The organism is Xylophilus ampelinus (assembly GCF_003217575.1).
In the GTDB taxonomy this organism is placed as follows: Bacteria; Pseudomonadota; Gammaproteobacteria; order Burkholderiales; family Burkholderiaceae_C; genus Xylophilus; species Xylophilus ampelinus.
In genome coordinates, this window is sequence record NZ_QJTC01000003.1 from 16,702 (window position 1) to 32,988 (window position 16,287).

The 16,287-nt window shown below is 68.7% G+C and carries 13 protein-coding genes; 3 read left to right on the forward strand and 10 right to left on the reverse strand.

What is annotated here, in order from left to right:
• Window positions 1-76: 76 nt before the first annotated feature.
• The 5 genes from DFQ15_RS03015 to hemA form a co-directional block, all read right to left on the reverse strand.
• On the reverse strand, window positions 77-1,111 hold the full coding sequence (locus DFQ15_RS03015; RefSeq protein WP_110464555.1) for an AAA family ATPase: 1,035 nt from the start codon (window positions 1,109-1,111) through the stop codon (window positions 77-79).
• Between the two features lie 168 nt (window positions 1,112-1,279).
• The gene (gene grxD, locus DFQ15_RS03020) at window positions 1,280-1,606 is read right to left on the reverse strand and encodes a Grx4 family monothiol glutaredoxin (RefSeq protein ID WP_110464556.1); all 327 of its coding nucleotides are present in this window, start codon (window positions 1,604-1,606) and stop codon (window positions 1,280-1,282) included.
• Window positions 1,607-1,667: 61 nt separating this feature from the next.
• Window positions 1,668-2,540: a peptide chain release factor N(5)-glutamine methyltransferase gene (prmC, locus tag DFQ15_RS03025; protein ID WP_110464557.1), complete on the reverse strand. Its 873-nt coding sequence runs from the start codon at window positions 2,538-2,540 to the stop codon at window positions 1,668-1,670.
• An 87-nt stretch (window positions 2,541-2,627) separates the two neighbouring features.
• Entirely contained in the window at window positions 2,628-3,713 is a 1,086-nt protein-coding gene (prfA, locus tag DFQ15_RS03030) for a peptide chain release factor 1 (RefSeq protein WP_110464558.1), read from the reverse strand.
• Between the two features lie 128 nt (window positions 3,714-3,841).
• Window positions 3,842-5,143 (reverse strand): glutamyl-tRNA reductase, encoded by a 1,302-nt coding sequence (gene hemA, locus DFQ15_RS03035; protein ID WP_110464559.1) that lies wholly within the window; start codon window positions 5,141-5,143, stop codon window positions 3,842-3,844.
• A gap of 114 nt (window positions 5,144-5,257) precedes the next feature.
• On the opposite strand from hemA, the gene DFQ15_RS03040 reads away from it, so the two are divergent.
• On the forward strand, window positions 5,258-5,530 hold the full coding sequence (locus tag DFQ15_RS03040; RefSeq protein WP_055840478.1) for a hypothetical protein: 273 nt from the start codon (window positions 5,258-5,260) through the stop codon (window positions 5,528-5,530).
• Here DFQ15_RS03040 and ugpQ read toward each other — a convergent pair.
• The 5 genes from ugpQ to ugpB form a co-directional block, all read right to left on the reverse strand.
• Complete coding sequence (ugpQ, locus tag DFQ15_RS03045; protein WP_110464560.1) at window positions 5,527-6,294, reverse strand: glycerophosphodiester phosphodiesterase; 768 nt, start codon at window positions 6,292-6,294, stop codon at window positions 5,527-5,529. The genes DFQ15_RS03040 and ugpQ overlap by 4 nt on opposite strands.
• A 5-nt stretch (window positions 6,295-6,299) precedes the next feature.
• Window positions 6,300-7,316 carry a sn-glycerol-3-phosphate import ATP-binding protein UgpC gene (locus DFQ15_RS03050; protein WP_110464561.1) on the reverse strand — a complete coding sequence of 339 codons (1,017 nt, stop codon included), beginning with the start codon at window positions 7,314-7,316 and terminating at the stop codon, window positions 6,300-6,302.
• A gap of 132 nt (window positions 7,317-7,448) precedes the next feature.
• Window positions 7,449-8,300 (reverse strand): sn-glycerol-3-phosphate ABC transporter permease UgpE, encoded by an 852-nt coding sequence (gene ugpE, locus DFQ15_RS03055; protein ID WP_110464562.1) that lies wholly within the window; start codon window positions 8,298-8,300, stop codon window positions 7,449-7,451.
• The gene (ugpA, locus tag DFQ15_RS03060) at window positions 8,300-9,181 is read right to left on the reverse strand and encodes a sn-glycerol-3-phosphate ABC transporter permease UgpA (RefSeq protein WP_110464743.1); all 882 of its coding nucleotides are present in this window, start codon (window positions 9,179-9,181) and stop codon (window positions 8,300-8,302) included. The genes ugpE and ugpA overlap by 1 nt, the downstream gene beginning before the upstream one ends.
• Before the next feature lie 195 nt (window positions 9,182-9,376).
• A complete protein-coding gene (gene ugpB / locus DFQ15_RS03065) occupies window positions 9,377-10,687 on the reverse strand; it encodes a sn-glycerol-3-phosphate ABC transporter substrate-binding protein UgpB (protein WP_110464563.1) in 1,311 nt (436 codons plus the stop codon).
• A 262-nt stretch (window positions 10,688-10,949) separates the two neighbouring features.
• On the opposite strand from ugpB, the gene serA reads away from it, so the two are divergent.
• Window positions 10,950-12,179, forward strand: coding sequence for a phosphoglycerate dehydrogenase (gene serA / locus DFQ15_RS03070; RefSeq protein WP_110464564.1), 1,230 nt, complete (start codon window positions 10,950-10,952; stop codon window positions 12,177-12,179).
• A gap of 154 nt (window positions 12,180-12,333) precedes the next feature.
• Complete coding sequence (locus DFQ15_RS03075; protein ID WP_110464565.1) at window positions 12,334-16,287, forward strand: DUF3683 domain-containing protein; 3,954 nt, start codon at window positions 12,334-12,336, stop codon at window positions 16,285-16,287.

Below are 16,287 nucleotides of genomic sequence, written 5' to 3' on the forward strand. Positions count from 1 at the left end.
CCCGGGGCAGCCTCCCCCGCGGGGGTGGCGTTACACGGCGCGGCAGCGCCGTGAAAAGCCGGGGGGGCCTCAGCTACTACTGCATGAAGCCGATGCGGCTGCGGCCGTGGCCCGCGCGCGGCAGGTCGTCGGCCCGCAGCTCGGCCCGCGCATCGAGCCGGGCGTTGCCGAAGGCCACCATCAGCGCCCGGCGCATCTCGCGCGGGGCCAGCGGCACCAGCCGGTCGAGCACGTCGTCGTGCGGCGTCTCGCCGAAGCGGCTGCCCCAGTCGTGCTCGGCGCGGATCGACTGGTAGAGCCGCAGCGCGATGTGGCGCGCCTGGGCGGGCGAGGGCGGCTGCACCTCGAAGACGTTCATCCGGTTGAGGATCGGGTCGGGGATGCCGCGCGGATCGTTGGCGGTGGTGATCCAGACCACTTGGCTGGCGTCGATCGGCACCTCGGCGAACTCGTCGACGAAGGCGCCCGCCGTGTCGTGCTCCAGCAGGCCGTAGAGGGCGCCCAGCGGGTCGTACTGCGCGTCGCAGTTGGCCTTGTCGATCTCGTCGACCACGATCACCGGGTTGGCGTAGGCGCCCTCGACCAGCGCCTCGAACACCTTGCCCGGCCGCGCGCCCTTCCACTGCGAGGCCGAGCCCGACAGCAGCCAGCCGGCGGTCATCGAGCCCATGGGCACCAGGTTCATGCCGGTGCCGATCAGATCGGCCAGGTGCTTGGCGAAATGGGTCTTGCCGATGCCGGGCGGGCCGAGCAGCAGCATCGGCGTGACCTCCAGCCCGTCGCGGCTGTCCTGGCTGAGGGCGACATGGCGGCGCACGTCGTCGAGCACCTCGGTGAAGTTGGGCAGCGCATCGTAGAGCGAGGCCATGCCGGGCACGCCGGAGGGCTTGACCTGGAAGCGCTCGGGGCCGCGCTCGAGCATGCGCTCGTAGGTGCCGCGCAGGCTCTCGTGCTCGCGGCCGTCGCCGGCGGCGGCCTGGAGCTTACCCAGCCGGCGCTCCACGTCGGACGGGTCGAACACGCTGCGGACCTGGGCGATCGGCAGCCGGAAGGGGGGCGGGCACTCGGAAGAACGGGAGGTCTGCGCGACGACGAGACTGCGGGATTCCATAGGACCACTCCTTGGTGTCGGTGACGCAATCATTGCAGCACACACCGTGCCAGCCGTCCACGCGCGCAACCTTGTCCGAGCGCCCGAAAAGCAAGGGCGCGGTCGCCCTGATCGGGGGACCGCGCCGTGTGAGGGGGCCAAGCGCCGGCTGCCCGGGCCGGCGGGGCGTCAGGCGGCCGGGCCGGAGATGACCTTCTGCAGCTCGCCCGATTCGTACATCTCCATCATGATGTCCGAGCCGCCGATGAACTCGCCCTTGACGTAGAGCTGCGGGATCGTCGGCCACTGGCTGTATTCCTTGATGCCCTGGCGGATGCCGTCGTCTTCCAGCACGTTGACCGTCTTGAGCGACCTGGTGTCGACGCCGCAGGCCTTCAGCACCTGGATCGCGCGGCCGGAAAAGCCGCACATCGGGAAGCTGGCGTTGCCCTTCATGAAGAGCAGCACTTCGTTGGATTTGACGAGGTCGTCGATGCGTTTCTGGGCGTCACTCATGGGGTTTCTCCGGATGGATGCGCCAACGGGCGCGGCAGGTCGTGCAAAAAAGGATGCGCGATTATCCGTGCGATGGCCAAAGCCCGCCGGTGCACCGGGCGATGCCGGCCAGATCGCTGCGGCTTTGCACCTGTGCGAAGCCGGCCGCGCGCAGCAGGGCCTGCACCGCGTCGGCCTGGTCCCAGCCGTGCTCCAGCAGCAGCCAGCCGCCGGGCCGCAGGTGGGCCGGGGCGCCCGCGACCAGGGTGCGCAGGTCCGACAGGCCGTCGGCGCCGGCCACCAGGGCGGCTGTGGGTTCGTGCAGCAATGCCGCCAGGTGCGGATCGCCGGCCGCGATGTAGGGCGGGTTGGAGACGAGCAGGTCGAAGCGGCGGCCGGCCACGCCGGAGAACCAGTCGCTGTGCAGGAATTCGACCGCCAGGCCCAGCCGCCGGGCATTGCCGCCGGCGACGGCCAGCGCATCGGGGCTGGCGTCGAGCGCGGTCACCCGGGCAGCCGGCCCGGCACCGGGCCGGGCGGTCGCATGCGCCAGGGCCAGCGCGATGGCGCCGCTGCCGGTGCCCAGGTCCAGCACTTCGGCGGCGTCGGTGCGGGCCGCACCCGCCAGCACGTCGAGCGCCCAGACGACCAGCGTCTCGGTATCCGGCCGGGGCACCAGCACCCGGGCATCGACGGCCAGCGGCAGGCCGAAGAACTCCTTCTCGCCGACCAGGTAGGCGACCGGCAGGCCCGCCCGGCGGCCGGCGCAGAGCGCGTCGAACGCGCCTTGCGCCGCGGGCGGCAGCGGATCGGTGTCGTGCGCCAGCAGCCAGGCCCGGTCGTGCGCCGAGCGGGCCAGGGCGTGCAGCAGCAGCAACTGGGCGTCGAGCCGGTCCAGGCCCGCGGTGGCGGCGGCATGCAGTGCCTGGGCGATGTCGTAGGGTTTGCTATGCATTTGGTATCTAGATGTCGGCGTGGATCGCCGGCTGCAGGCCGTTTCGACCATTAAAAGCGGGCTGGAGCGTATCGTGGCGCACGGGCCTCAGCCCTTCTGGCCTTCCAGTTCTTCCAGCTGCTCGGCCTCGCGCGCCTGCTGCAGGCCGTCGAGCACCTCGCCCAGGTCGCCTTCCATCACCATCAGCAGCTTGTAGAGCGTCAGGTTGATGCGGTGGTCGGTGAGCCGGCCCTGGGGGAAGTTGTAGGTGCGGATCCGGTCGCTGCGGTCGCCGCTGCCGATCAGGCCCTTGCGCATCGCGGCCTCCTTGGCGGCGCGTTCGCCGCGGTCCTTTTCCTGCAGTCGGGCCTGCAGCACCTGCAGCGCCTTGGCCTTGTTGCCGTGCTGGCTGCGGCCGTCCTGGCACTCGGCGACGATGCCGGTGGGGATGTGGACCACCCGCACCGCCGAATCGGTCTTGTTGATGTGCTGGCCGCCGGCGCCGCTGGCGCGGAAGGTGTCGATCCGCAGGTCGGCCGGGTTGAGGGTGATCGCCTGGTGCTCGTCGGGCTCGGGCATCACGGCGACGGTGCAGGCGCTGGTGTGGATCCGGCCTTGGGTTTCGGTGGCGGGCACCCGTTGCACCCGGTGGCCGCCCGATTCGAAGCGCAGCCGGCCGAAGGCGCCGTCGCCGACGATGCGGAACACGATTTCCTTGTAGCCGCCCAGCTCGCTCTCGTTGGCGCTCACCACCTCGCAGCGCCAGCCGGCGCGCTCGCAGTAGCGGGTGTACATCCGCGCCAGGTCGCCGGCGAAGAGGGCCGATTCGTCGCCGCCCGCGCCGGCACGGATTTCGACGAATGCGTTGCGCACGTCGTCCGGGTCCTTGGGCAGCAGCAGGCGCTGCAGCTCTTCCTCCAGCCGGGGCAGCTCGGCCTCGGTGGCGGCGATCTCCTCCTGCGCCATCTCGGCCATGTCGGGGTCGGCCAGCATCTCGCGGGCGCCTTGTAGGTCGGCCTCGCACTGGCGGTAGCGGGCGTAGCGGCCGGCCACCTGGGTCACCTCGGCATGCTCCCGGGAGAGGCCGCGGTACTGCTCCATGTCGGCCATGATGTCCTCGCGCGAGAGCAGGAAGTCGAGTTCCTCGAGGCGGACGGCGTAGCGGTCGAGCTGGTGGCGCAGGAATGTTTTCACGGGGCGAAAGAAGGGTGCGGGAGGGGCGGGAATCGGGTGGGAGGGCTCAGGCGCCGGTAAGACAGCGGCGCGGCACGGACCACGCGGGGCGGCGTGGCGACGCGACGCCACGGCAGCGGCGAGCGCCGCTAACGTTCCTTGCGGCCGTCGCCGCGCAGGAAGAGGCGCGAGACGGTCCGGGCGGTCTGCTCGCGCTGGGCCGCATCGCCGGCGTGCAGTTCGGCCATCGCGCCGTGCAGCATCTTCTGGGTGAGGCCGCGGGAGAGGGCTTCGAGCACCGTGTCGACGTCGTCGCCGCGGGCCAGCAGCTTGCGCGCCCGGGCGATCTCGGCGCTGCGCCATTCGCCGGCCTGGGCGTGCAGCTGGCGGATCAGGGGCACCGCGCCGTGCACCGGGTCGCGCTGGTCCATCCAGTGCATGAAGTCGAGCACGCCGGCGTCGATGATCGTCTCGGCCTGGGCCACCGCGGCCTGGCGGCTGGCCTGGGCGGTCTGCACCACGCTGGCCAGGTCGTCCACCGTGTAGAGGTACACGTCCTCGAGCGCCTTGACCTCGGGCTCGATGTCGCGCGGCACGGCCAAATCGACCATGAACATCGGCCGGTGCTTGCGGCGCTTCAAGGCCCGCTCCACCGCGCCCAGGCCGATGATCGGCAGGGTGCTGGCGGTGCAGCTCACCACCGCGTCGAACTCGTGCATCCGCTCGGGCAGGTCGGCCAGGCGCATCACCTCGCCGCCGAAGCGGCCGGCCAGGGCCTGGCCACGCTCCAGCGTGCGGTTGGCGACGGCGATGCCCTGGGGGTTGCGGGCCGCGAAGTGGGTCGCGGCCAGCTCGATCATCTCGCCGGCGCCGACGAACAGCACCCGGATCTCCGACAGGTCCTCGAAGAGCTGGCCGGCCAGGCGCACGGCCGCGGCCGCCATGCTGATCGACTGGGTGCCGATCTCGGTCGAGCTGCGCACTTCCTTGGCGACCGAGAAGGAGCGCTGGAACAGCTGGTTGAGCGTGCTGCCGAGGGCGCCGGCGTCTTCCGCGGCGCGCACCGCGTCCTTCATCTGGCCGAGGATCTGCGCCTCGCCCAGCACCATCGAATCGAGGCCGCTGGCGACGCGGAACGCGTGCCGCGCCACGGTGTCGCCCTGCAGGGTGTAGGAGTGGGACTGGAGCAGGGCGTCCGGCACGCCGCCGGTCCTGGCCAGCCAGCCGAGCGTGTGGTCGAGGGCGGGACGCGCGCCGGCGCAGTAGATCTCGGTGCGGTTGCAGGTGGAGATGATGGCCGCTTCCACCTCGGGATGACGGCCGCCGCCGGTGGTGAAGGAGCCGCGCAAACCCTGCAGCGTCGGGGCGATCCGGTCGAGCGCGAACGCGAACCTGCCGCGCAGATCCAGGGGCGCGGTGGTGTGGTTGATGCCTAGAGCCCAGACTGCCATCCCCGGATTATAAAATTCATGGCTGTCCGCGACGCATAGCCCCTTTCTATCGGTATGAATGCGAAAGGTTATGTCTTCGCCGTCCCTTATGCGCCGCGCACCGACGCCTGCCCCATGTCCGCCGCCGACCTGCTGAACCACCTGCTGAATTTCGTCGCGCCCGCGTTCTGGACCGCCGCGCTGCTGGCCTTGTCCGCCCGCCTGGTGGTGCCCGGACCGCCCCGGGTGGCCTGGCCGTGGCGGCTGGCGCTGGACGCGGGCGTGGGGGTGCTGGTACTGGTGCTGGGCCTGGTGCTCACCGGGCACGACGGCGCCATGGCGACCTGGATCGCACTGGTACTGGCGATGGCCACCACCGAGTGGTGCCTGCGCCGCGCCTGGCGCTAGGCCGCCGGCGAGAAGAAATCGACGCGGTCGGTGATGATGCCGTCGGTGCCCAGGGCCAGCAGCCGCTGGGCCGCCCAGTCGTCGTTGACGGTGTAGGAGAGCGCGCGCAGGCCGGCCGCGTGCACCGCCTCGACGTTGCCGGCGTCCCACAGCGCGTGGTTGCAGACGATGGCCACGCATTCCAGCGCCACCGCTTCTTCCAGCCAGCCGTCGCGCAGGCTGTCGAGCAGCAGGCCGCGGGGCAGGGCCGGTGCCGCGGCCCGCGCCCCTTCGAGCGATTCGGGTTGGAACGAGGTCAGCAGCGGCGGCACGGTCGCCTGCTGCCAGAGCCGCGCGGCGTGGGCGGCCACCACCTCGCCGGTGTGGCGCTCGGTGCCGGGGGTGGGCTTGATCTCGATGTTGAGCAGCCAGCCGTTGCGCAGGCAGTAGCGGGCGATGTTCTCGAAGCTGGGCAGCGGCTCGCCGGCATGGCCGCGCGAATGCCAGCCGCCGGCATCCAGCCGGGCCAGCGACGCCCACGGCTGGTGGCCGGCGGTGCCGTGGCCGCTGGTGGTGCGCTCCAGCGTGGCGTCGTGCAGCAGAAAGGGCACGCCGTCGGCGCTCAGCTTCACGTCGCATTCGAACATGCGGTAGCCGTGCCGCGCGCCGAGGCGGAAGGCGGCCAGCGTGTTCTCGGGCGCCAGCCTGCCGGCGCCGCGGTGGGCGATCCAGCGGGGGTAGGGCCAGGCATCGGCGATGCCGGACGGGGGCGCGGCGTCTGCCATGGCGGTCAGATCCGCTTGCCGGAGGTGGCGTCGAACCAGTGCAGCCGCTCGGGCCGGGCCACCACGTGCAGGGTGCTGCCGGGCGCGGGGGCGTGCTTGCCTTCCTCGGCGCGCACGATCAGCGCGTCCTCGCCCAGGTGGCAGTACACCAGCCGCTCGGCGCCGAGCAGCTCGACGTTGTCGACCTGCAGCGCCCAGGTACCGGGCGTGCCGGCCGGGACGATGTCCAGGTGCTCGGGCCGCACGCCCAGCACGGTGCCGGGCCGGGCCTCGGCCGCGTGCTCGAGCAGGTTCATCGGCGGCGATCCGATGAAGCTGGCCACGAAGGTGGAGGCGGGCCGGTGGTAGACCTCTTCGGGCGTGCCGAACTGCTCCATGACGCCGCCGTTCATCACGATCATCCGCTGGGCCAGCGTCATCGCCTCGACCTGGTCGTGTGTGACGAACAGGCTTGTGATGCCCAGCTCGCGGCGGAGCTTCTGGATCTCCAGACGGGTCTGGGCGCGCAGCTTGGCGTCGAGGTTGGAGAGCGGCTCGTCGAACAGGAACACCTGCGGCTGGCGCACGATGGCACGGCCCATGGCCACACGCTGGCGCTGGCCGCCGGAGAGTTCGCGGGGCTTGCGCTCCAGCAGGTGGCCCAGCTCCAGGATCTTGGCGGCCTTGTCGACCCGGGCCTTGATCTCTTCGAGCGGCACCTTCGCGATCTTCAGGCCGTAGGCCATGTTCTGGAACACGCTCATGTGCGGGTAGAGCGCGTAGTTCTGGAACACCATCGCGATGTCGCGCTCGGCCGGCTCCAGGTCGTTGACCACCCGGCCACCGATCGAGATGGTGCCGCCGCTGATCTCTTCCAGGCCCGCCACCATGCGCAGCAGGGTCGATTTGCCGCAGCCCGAGGGGCCCACGATCACGATGAACTCGCCGTCGGCCACTTCGGCGTTCACGCCGTGGATGACCTGGTTGGCCTTGGGACCGATGCCGTAGCGCTTGACGACGTCTTTCAGGGAAATGGCTGCCATATCGTTCTCAGTTGTACTTTGCAATCGCGACGGTTCCCGTCCAGGAACACCGCGGATCCGGCTTTGCCGGGCCGCAGGTGTTGCCCCCCGAAGAGGGGGTTGGCGGCCACACGCAGTGGGCAAGCCTGGGGGTCATTTCTCGGTATCCACCAGGCCCTTGACGAACCATTTCTGCATGAGGATCACCACCAGCGCGGGCGGCAGCATCGCGAGCAACGCGGTCGCCATCACGATGTTCCATTCGTTCTGGCCGTCGCCGCCGGCGATCATCCGCTTGATGCCGATCACCACCGGGTACATGTCCTCGGTGGTGGTGGCCAGCAGCGGCCAGAGGTACTGGTTCCAGCCGTAGATGAACTGGATCACGAACAGCGCCGCGATCGAGGTCTTCGACAGCGGCACCAGCACGTCCTTGAAGAAGCGCATCGGCCCGGCGCCGTCCATGCGGGCGGCCTCCACCAGCTCGTCGGGCACCGTCAAGAAGAACTGCCGGAACAAGAAGGTGGCGGTGGCCGAGGCGATCAGCGGCACGGTGAGGCCGGCGTAGGTGTTGAGCATGCCCAGGTCCGACACCACCTGGTAGGTGGGCCCGATCCGCACCTCGACCGGCAGCATCAGGGTGACGAAGATCATCCAGAAGCAGAGCTGCTTGAACGGGAACCTGAAGTACACCACCGCGAAGGCGGAGAGCAGCGAGATCGCGATCTTGCCGAAGGTGATGACCAGGGCCGACACCAGGCTGACCCACATCATGCGGGCCACCGGCGCGGTGGAGCCGGCGCCGGCGCCGCCGCCGAAGAGCGCCGCCTTGTAGGTCTCCCAGAAATGGGTGCCGGGCAGCAGCGGCATGGGTGCCTGCACGATCTCCTGCGCCGAATGGGTGGAGGCGACGAAGGCCAGGTAGAGCGGAAAGGCGACGATGAGGACGCCCAGTACCATCACCACGTGGGCGAGGAGGCCGAGGGTGGGGCTGCGTTCGACCATCAGTAGTTCACCTTCTTCTCGACATAACGGAACTGCACCACCGTCAGCACGACGACGATCAGCATCAGCACCACCGACTGCGCGGCCGAGCCGCCGAGGTCCATCGCCTTGAAGCCGTCGTAGTAGACCTTGTAGACCAGGATCGCGGTGTCCTTGCCCGGCCCGCCCTGGGTGGCGGCGTCTACGATCGCGAAGGTGTCGAAGAAGGCGTAGACCACGTTGATCACCAGCAGGAAGAAGGTGGTCGGCGAGAGCAGCGGGAACTGGATCGACCAGAACCGGCGCCACGGGCCGGCCCCGTCGATCGCGGCGGCCTCGATCAGCGACTTGGGAATCGACTGCAGGCCCGCCAGGAAGAACAGGAAGTTGTAGGAGATCTGCTTCCACACCGCGGCCATGACGATCAGCGTCATCGCGTGCGTGCCGTTGAGCAGATGATTCCAGTCGATGCCCAGGCGGCCCAGCGCGTAGGCCACCACGCCCAGCGAGGGCGAGAACATGAAGACCCACAGCACCGCGGCGACGGCCGGCGCCACCGCGTACGGCAGGATCAGAAGGGTGCGGTAGATCATCGCGCCGCGGACGATGCGGTCGGCGAAGATCGCCAGCATCAGCGACAGCGCCAGTCCGATGCCGGCCACCAGCACCGAGAAGAGCGCGGTGGTCTTGAACGACTCGACATAGGTGGCGTCGGCGAACAGCCGGCGGAAGTTGTCGAGGCCCACCCATTCGGTGGCCATGCCGAACGCGTCCTGCGATTGCAGCGACTGCAGCAGCGCCTTGCCCGCCGGCCAAAAGAAGAAAACGCAGATGATCGCCATCTGCGGTGCCAGCAGCGCCCACGGCAACCACGGCGATCGGAACAGAACACGTTTTTCCATGGCATTCGAAGTGAAAGCCGCCGCACCCGACAGGCGCGGCGGCAAAGTACGCAAGGCCCCGGAAGGGCCCGTCGCCCGAAATCAGCAACGGCCCGAAAGCCAGCAGGTCATCCGTGGAACGGGCTCCGCCCGGCCACCGGGTGCACCCCCCTTCGCGCAGCAGAAGGGGGGAGGCGGCACAGCCGCCCGGGAGGATCAGCTCTTGTTCGCTTTCTGGAAGCGCTCCAGCTGTTCGTTGCCGCGCTTGACGATCGCGTCCAGCGCTTCCTTGGCGGTCTTCTTGCCGTTCCAGACCTGCTCGAGTTCCTCGTCCTCGATCGCACGGATCTGGACATAGTTGCCCAGGCGGATGCCGCGGCTCTTGTCGGTCACTTTGCGGATCATCTGGGTCACCGCGACGTCGGTGCCCGGGTTCTGCTTGTAGAAGCCCGATTCCTCGGTCAGCTTGTAGGCCGCGGTGGTGACCGGCAGGTAGCCGGTCCGCTTGTGGCTGTCCGACTGCACTTGCGGCGTGGAGATGAACGAGAAGAACTCGGCGATGCCCTTGTACTCCTCGGCCTTCTTGCCCGACATGACCCAGAGGCTCGCGCCGCCGATCACGGTGTTCTGCGGTGCGCCTTCGACGTCGGGGTAATAGGGCAGCGGTGCCAGGCCGTAGGCGAACCTGGCGTTCTTGGCAACGTTGCCGTAGAAGCCCGACGAGGTGGCGATCATGGCGCACTCGCCCGAGACGAAGCTGGCCTCGGGCACGTTGCCGCGGCCCTTGTAGATGAACAGGCCCTGCTTGACCATGTTGGCCAGGTTCTCGATGTGGCGCAGGTGCAGCGGCGAGTCGACCTTCAGGCGGGTGTCGAGGCCCTGCAGGCCGTTCGACTTGCTGGAGAACTCGACGTTGTGCCAGGCGGAGAAGCTCTCCAGCTGGGTCCAGTTCTGCCAGGCGGTGGTGAACGGGCACTTGTTGCCCGACGCTTTCAGCTTGGCGGCCGCGGCGACCACTTCGGGCCAAGTGGCGGGTGCCTTGTCGGTCGGCAGGCCGGCCGCCTTGAAGGCGTCCTTGTTGAAGTAGAAGATGGTGGTGGAGCTGTTGAACGGGAAGCTCAGCATCTGGCCGTTCGGGGCGGTGTAGTAGCCCGCCACCGCGGGCACATACGCCGAGGTATCGAATTTCTTGCCCGCGTCCTGCATCACCTTGGTGATGGGCACCGCGACGCCCTTGCTGGCCATCATCGTGGCGGTGCCCACTTCGAACACCTGCAGGATGTGCGGCGCGTTGCCGGCACGGAAGGCTGCCACCGCCGCGGTCATCGACTCGTCGTACTGGCCCTTGTAGGTGGGCACGATTTTGTAGTCTTTCTGGCTTTCGTTGAACCGGCGTGCCAGATCGTTGACCCACTCGCCGTTGACCGCCGTCATCGAGTGCCACCACTGGATCTCGGTCTGCGCGATGGCCGGAACGGCCAAGGTCGCGCCCAATACGGCCGCCAGCGCGAGGCGTGCGAATGTCATGAAATAACTCCTGGAATATAGGGACGAGCAGGGCTGCATGCTCGTCGCCGCATGCGGTATCTGTGTATCATTTTGATCACGAAAATAACCGGACGAAAGCGGGGAAACCCTTTCGGGCGGCTGTGGCGGGGGGCGGGCCGGCGGGTGCGCGTGCGGCCCTGCCGTCGCCGCGGGCAAGAGGCCGGTGCAGGCATTGCTGCAATGCACCATGCTAGCATTTGAATACGCCTTCAGACCGAACCGGGACCCGCTCCCGCGCGCCATGACCAAGACCTCCCTGGACAAAAGCAAGATCAGATTCCTGTTGCTGGAGGGCATCCATCCGTCCGCGGTCGAGGTGCTGCGGCAGGCGGGCTACACCAATATCGAAGCGCTGCCCGGCGCCCTGAGCGACGCCGAGCTGAAGGCCAAGATCGCCGACGTGCACTTCCTCGGCATCCGCTCGCGCACCCAGCTGACGGCCGAGGTGTTCGCCGAGGCGCACAAGCTCAATGCGGTGGGATGCTTCTGCATCGGCACCAACCAGGTCGACCTGGACGCGGCATTGGAGCGCGGCATCACCGTCTTCAACGCGCCGTACTCCAACACCCGCTCGGTGGCCGAGCTGGTGCTGGCCGAGGCGATCCTGCTGCTGCGCGGCGTGCCCGAGAAGAGCGCTGTGGCGCACCGCGGCGGCTGGCTCAAGTCGGCCGACAACTCCTTCGAAATCCGCGGCAAGACGCTGGGCATCGTCGGCTACGGCTCGATCGGCACCCAGCTGTCGGTGCTGGCCGAGGGCCTGGGCATGCAGGTCGCGTTCTACGACACGGTGACCAAGCTGCCGCTGGGCAATGCCCGCCAGGTGCCGACGCTGCACGGCCTGCTGGGCCAGGCCGACATCGTCAGCCTGCACGTGCCCGAGACGCCCGAGACGCAGTGGATGATCGGTGCCGCCGAGATCGCCGCGATGAAGCCCGGCGCGATCCTGATCAACGCCGCCCGCGGCACGGTCGTCGAGATCGAGGCGCTGGCCGATGCGCTCAAGGCCCGCAAACTGCTGGGCGCCGCGATCGACGTGTTCCCGGTGGAGCCGCGCAGCAACAAGGACGAGTTCCAGTCGCCGCTGCGCGGGCTCGACAACGTGATCCTCACCCCCCACGTCGGCGGCTCCACCATGGAGGCGCAGGCCAACATCGGCCTGGAAGTGGCCGAGAAGCTGGTGCGCTACAGCGACACCGGCGCCACCACCTCGTCGGTCAACTTCCCCGCGGTAGCGCTGCCCACCCACGCCGGCAAGCACCGGCTGCTGCACATCCACCGCAACGTGCCGGGCGTGCTATCGCAGATCAACACCATCTTCTCCGACAACCAGATCAACATCGCCGCCCAGTTCCTGCAGACCAACGCCAAGATCGGCTATGTGGTGATCGACGTCGACGCCGCCTCGTCCGACCTGGCGCAGCGCAAGCTCGGCGAGGTGCCGGGCACCCTGCGCAGTCGGGTGCTGTTCTAGCCCCTGTGGCACGGGGAGCGACGGGCGCCTCGGGCGACTGTTCTTTTTCCGCAGCACCCGGGAATTCGGTGCAGCGCCGGCCCGCCGGTACCCGAGTGGATAAAATCGCCGCCCCAAGGCCCATGGGCGACCCCGCCCGACCCAGGTATCCCCGATGAATGCTCCCACCGCCCTGGCGGCCCTCCTCGCACAGGCCGAAGGGCCTGCGCGGCTGCGCGAGATCCCGTACAACTACACCTCGTTCTCCGACCGCGAGATCGTCATCCGCCTGCTGGGCGCGCGCGCGTGGGACATGCTGGAGCAGCTGCGCGGCGAGCGCGGCACCGGCCGCTCCGCTCGCATGCTCTACGAAGTGCTCGGCGACATCTGGGTGGTGCAGCGCAACCCCTACCTGCAGGACGACCTTCTCGACAACCCCAAGCGCCGCCGCCAGCTGGTCGAGGCCCTGCGGCATCGCCTCTCGGAAGTCGGGAAGCGCCGCACGCCGAACGCCGATGCGAAGCGCGACGCGGTGGTGGTCGAGCTGCTGGGGCTGGTGGACGGTGCGATCCGCGCCTTCGGCGCCGACTTCGACGCTGTCGCCGCCCTGCGCCGCGAGGCCCGGCGCGGCCTGGGCCGGCTGACCGCCAAGGACAACATCAAGTTCGACGGCCTCTCCCGCGTGGCCCACGTCACCGACGCCACCGATTGGCGGGTCGAATACCCGTTCGTGGTGCTGACGCCCGACACCGAGGCGGAGATGGCCGGCTTGGTCAAGGGCTGCATCGACCTGGGCCTGACCATCATTCCGCGTGGCGGCGGCACCGGCTACACCGGCGGCGCGATCCCGCTGACCTGGAAGAGCGCGGTGATCAACACCGAAAAGCTCGAGCAGATGACCGAGGTCGAGCTGCGGCAGCTGCCCGGCGTGGACCACCCGGTGCCCACCATCTGGACGGGCGCCGGCGTGGTGACGCAGCGGGTGTCGGACGCGGCCGAGCGCGGCGGCTACGTCTTCGCGGTCGATCCCACCTCGGCCGAGGCGTCCTGCGTCGGCGGCAACATCGCGATGAACGCCGGCGGCAAGAAGGCGGTGCTATGGGGCACCGCGCTCGACAACCTGGCCTCGTGGCGCATGGTGACGCCCGACGCGCAGTGGTTGGAAGTGACCCGCATCGGCCACAACCTGGGCAAGATCCACGACGCCGAGACGGCGAGCTTCGAGCTGCAGTACTTCGAGGCCGACGGCAGGACGCCGATCCGCACCGAGCGGCTCGACATCCCCGGCAAGACCTTCCGCAAGGAAGGCCTCGGCAAGGACGTGACCGACAAGTTCCTCTCGGGCCTGCCCGGCATCCAGAAGGAGGGCTGCGACGGCCTGATCACCAGCGCCCGCTGGATCGTGCACCGCATGCCGCCGCACACCCGCACCGTCTGCCTGGAGTTCTTCGGCAACGCCCGGGACGCGGTGCCCAGCATCGTCGAGATCAAGGACTTCATGTTCTCCCTGCAGAAGCGTTCGGGCGAGCAAGGAGAAGGATCGGCTCACTCGCCGGTCCTGCTGGCCGGCCTGGAGCACCTGGACGACCGCTACCTGAAGGCCGTCGGCTACGCCACCAAGTCGAAGAAGCACGGCGCCGGCGGATCGTCGGTGCCGAAGATGGTGCTGTTCGGCGACATCAGCGGCGACGATGCCGACGCGGTGGCCCGCGTCACCAGCGAGGTGGTGCGCATCGCCAACTCGCGCAGCGGCGAAGGTTTCGTCGCGATCAGCCCCGAGGCGCGCAAGAAGTTCTGGCTCGACAGAAAGCGCACCGCCGCCATCAGCAAGCACACCAACGCCTTCAAGATCAACGAGGACGTGGTGATCCCGCTGCCGCGGATGGCCGAGTACACCGACGGCATCGAGCGTATCAACATCGAGCTGAGCCTGCGCAACAAGTTGAAGCTCTGCGACGCGCTGGAGGACTTCTTCGCGCGCGGCAACCTGCCGCTGGGCAAGAGCGACGACGCCGGCGACATCCCGGCTGCCGAGATGCTGGAAGACCGGGTGGCGCAGGCGCTGGCGCTGGTCGCCGGGGTGCGCGCCCGGTGGCGGGGCTGGCTGCACGACGTGGCCACCCTGTTCCCGCAGCTGCAGGACCACACGCTGCGCGCCAGCTGGAAGACGCAGATCCGCCAGCCGCTGCAGACGATCTTCGGCGGTGCCGAGTTCCAGCCGCTGATCGACGAGGTCAACGCGATCCACCAGCGGGTGCTGAAGGGTCGGGTCTGGGTGGCCCTGCACATGCATGCCGGCGACGGCAACGTGCACACCAACCTGCCGGTCAACAGCGACGACTACGACATGCTGCAGACGGCGCACGAGGCGGTCGCCCGCATTATGGTGCTGGCCCGCAGCCTCGACGGGGTGATCTCGGGCGAGCACGGCATCGGCATCACCAAGCTCGAATTCCTGACCGACGAGGAGCTGCGGCCGTTCACCGACTACAAGCGCCGCGTCGACCCCGAAGGCCGCTTCAACAAGGGCAAGCTGCTACGAAATAAAGAGCAGGAGGTCGGCGCGGATCGCCGGCTACAGCCCGATTCGGCCCACAATTTCGGCCTGCATGCCGACCTGACCAACGCCTACACGCCGAGTTTCGGCCTGATGGGCCACGAGTCGCTGATCATGCGGCAGAGCGACATCGGCGCCATCGCCGATTCGGTCAAGGACTGCCTGCGCTGCGGCAAGTGCAAGCCGGTCTGCGCCACCCACGTGCCGCGCGCCAACCTGCTCTACAGCCCGCGCAACAAGATACTCGCCACCTCGCTGCTGGTCGAGGCCTTTCTGTACGAGGAGCAGACCCGCCGCGGCGTCAGCATTCAGCACTGGCAGGAGTTCGAGGACGTGGCCGACCACTGCACCGTGTGCCACAAGTGCCTGACGCCCTGCCCGGTGGACATCGATTTCGGCGACGTGTCGATGAACATGCGCAACCTGCTGCGCAAGATGGGCCGGAAGAGCTTTCGGCCCGGCAACGCGGCTGCGATGTTCTTCCTGAACGCCACCGACCCGCAGACCATCAAGCTGATGCGCGGTGCGATGGTCGGCGTCGGCTTCAAGGCGCAGCGCGCGGCGCACAAGCTGCTGGGCGGCCTGGCGCGCAGGCAGACCGCGCACCCGCCGGCCACGGTCGGCCGGGCACCGCTCAAGGAGCAGGTGATCCACTTCGTCAACAAGAAGATGCCGGGCGGCCTGCCGAAGAAGACCGCGCGCGCGCTGCTCGACATCGAGGACCGCGACTACGTGCCGATCATCCGCGACCCGAAGGCGACCACCACCGAGAGCGAGGCCGTCTTCTACTTCCCCGGCTGCGGCTCCGAGCGGCTGTTCAGCCAGGTCGGCCTGGCGACGCAGGCGATGCTCTGGCACGCCGGCGTTCAGACGGTGCTGCCGCCGGGTTACCTGTGCTGCGGCTATCCGCAGAAGGGCAGCGGCCAGTTCGACGCGGCCGACAAGATCATCACCGACAACCGGGTGCTGTTCCACCGGGTGGCCAACACCCTCAACTACCTCGACATCAAGACGGTGGTGGTGAGCTGCGGCACCTGCTACGACCAGCTGCAGGGCTACCAGTTCGACAAGATCTTCCCCGGTTGCCGGATCATAGACATCCACGAGTTCCTGCTGGAGAAGGGCCTGAAGCTCGACGCCGGCGGCGCCTACCTCTACCACGATCCCTGCCACACGCCGATGAAGCTGCAGGAGCCGATGAAGACGGTCAAGGCGCTGCTGGGCGACAACGTGCTGAAGAGCGAGCGCTGCTGCGGCGAATCGGGCACGCTGGGCGTGACCCGGCCCGACATCTCCACCCAGGTCCGCTTCCGCAAGGAGGAGGAACTGAAGAAAGGGGAGGCCGCGCTGCGCGCCAAGGCCGACCTGCCGGCCACCTCCGACGTCAAGATCCTCACCAGCTGCCCGAGCTGCCTGCAGGGCCTCAAGCGCTACGGCGACGACCTGAACAACGGCCTGCTCGAGGCCGACTACATCGTGGTCGAGATGGCCCGCCACATCCTCGGCGAGGACTGGATGCCGGAGTACGTGGCGGCCGCCAACAACGGCGGCATCGAGCGGGTGCTGGTGTAG